Origin of the sequence: Candidatus Ichthyocystis sparus (assembly GCF_900078745.1) — a bacterium.
Lineage (GTDB): Bacteria > Pseudomonadota > Gammaproteobacteria > Burkholderiales > 2013Ark19i > Ichthyocystis > Ichthyocystis sparus.
The window spans coordinates 1-1,653 of the sequence record NZ_FKII01000090.1 but is presented as its reverse complement, the minus strand read 5'-3'; the positions used below and the strand labels follow the sequence as shown (position 1 = coordinate 1,653).

The 1,653-nt window shown below is 52.6% G+C and carries 1 rRNA gene; it reads right to left on the bottom strand.

What is annotated here, in order from left to right:
- Nucleotides 1-94: 94 nt before the first annotated feature.
- Nucleotides 95-1,632, bottom strand: a 16S ribosomal RNA gene (locus A6733_RS08080).
- Nucleotides 1,633-1,653: the final 21 nt, after the last annotated feature.

Below are 1,653 nucleotides of genomic sequence, written 5' to 3'. Positions count from 1 at the left end.
GCTGAGCTATAGACCCTGCAAATATCAACAGCCCCAAAACCTTAATAAAAAAGCAAACAACCAATAGTTGTGAACGGGCCAAGAGTATCTCTAGAAAGGAGGTGATCCAGCCGCACCTTCCGATACGGCTACCTTGTTACGACTTCACCCCAGTCATGAAACTCACCGTGGCAAACGCCCCCCTCGCGGTTAGGCTACCTGCTTCTGGTTAATCCCACTCCCATGGTGTGACGGGCGGTGTGTACAAGACCCGGGAACGTATTCACCGCGGCATTCTGATCCACGATTACTAGCGATTCCGACTTCATGCAGTCGAGTTGCAGACTGCAATCCGGACTACGATTGGCTTTCTGGGATTCGCACCCCCTCGCGGGTTCGCTACCCTCTGTACCAACCATTGTATGACGTGTGAAGCCCTACCCATAAGGGCCATGATGACTTGACGTCGTCCCCACCTTCCTCCGGTTTGTCACCGGCAGTCTCATCAGAGTGCCCTTTCGTAGCAAATGATAACAAGGGTTGCGCTCGTTGCGGGACTTAACCCAACATCTCACGACACGAGCTGACGACAGCCATGCAGCACCTGTGTTGCGGTTCCCTCTCAGGCACAGTGAAATCTCTCCCACCTTCCGCACATGTCAAGGGTAGGTAAGGTTCTTCGCGTTGCATCGAATTAATCCACATCATCCACCGCTTGTGCGGGTCCCCGTCAATTCCTTTGAGTTTTAATCTTGCGATCGTACTCCCCAGGCGGTCGACTTCACGCGTTAGCTACGTTACTAAAGTTATAATAACCCCAACAACTAGTCGACATCGTTTAGGGCGTGGACTACCAGGGTATCTAATCCTGTTCGCTCCCCACGCTTTCGTACATGAGCGTCAGTAACGGCCCAGGGGGCTGCCTTCGCCATCGGTGTTCCTTCACATCTCTACGCATTTCACTGCTACACGTGAAATTCCACCCCCCTCTGCCATACTCTAGCTATGCAGTCTCAAGTGCTGTCCCCAAGTTGAGCCCAGGAATTTCACACCTGACTTACACACCCGCCTGCGTACCCTTTACGCCCAATAATTCCGATTAACGCTCGCACCCTACGTGTTACCGCGGCTGCTGGCACGTAGTTTGCCGGTGCTTCTTCTGCAGGTACCGTCATCAGTATCCTCTATTTAAAAATACCTTTTCTTCCCTACCGAAAGGGCTTTACAACCCTAAGGCCTTCTTCACCCACGCGGCATTGCTGGATCAGGCTTCCGCCCATTGTCCAAAATTCCCCACTGCTGCCTCCCGTAGGAGTCTGGGCCGTCTCTCATCCCCAGTGTGGCTGATCATCCTCTCAGACCAGCTACCGATCGTCGCCTTGGTAGGCCTTTACCCCACCAACTAGCTAATCAGTCATCGGCCGCTCCATCAGCGCAAGGTCCTAAGATCCCCTGCTTTCCTCTCCCGAGCTTACGCGGTATTAGCTTGACTTTCGCCAAGTTATCCCCCTCTAATGGGTACGTTCCGATGTTCTACTCACCCGTCCGCCACTCGCCACCATCTTAGTTGCCTAAAACGTGCTGCCGTTCGACTTGCATGTGTAAAGCATGCCGCCAGCGTTCAATCTGAGCCAGGATCAAACTCTTTAGTTATATCTTATTTCTTAACAAACT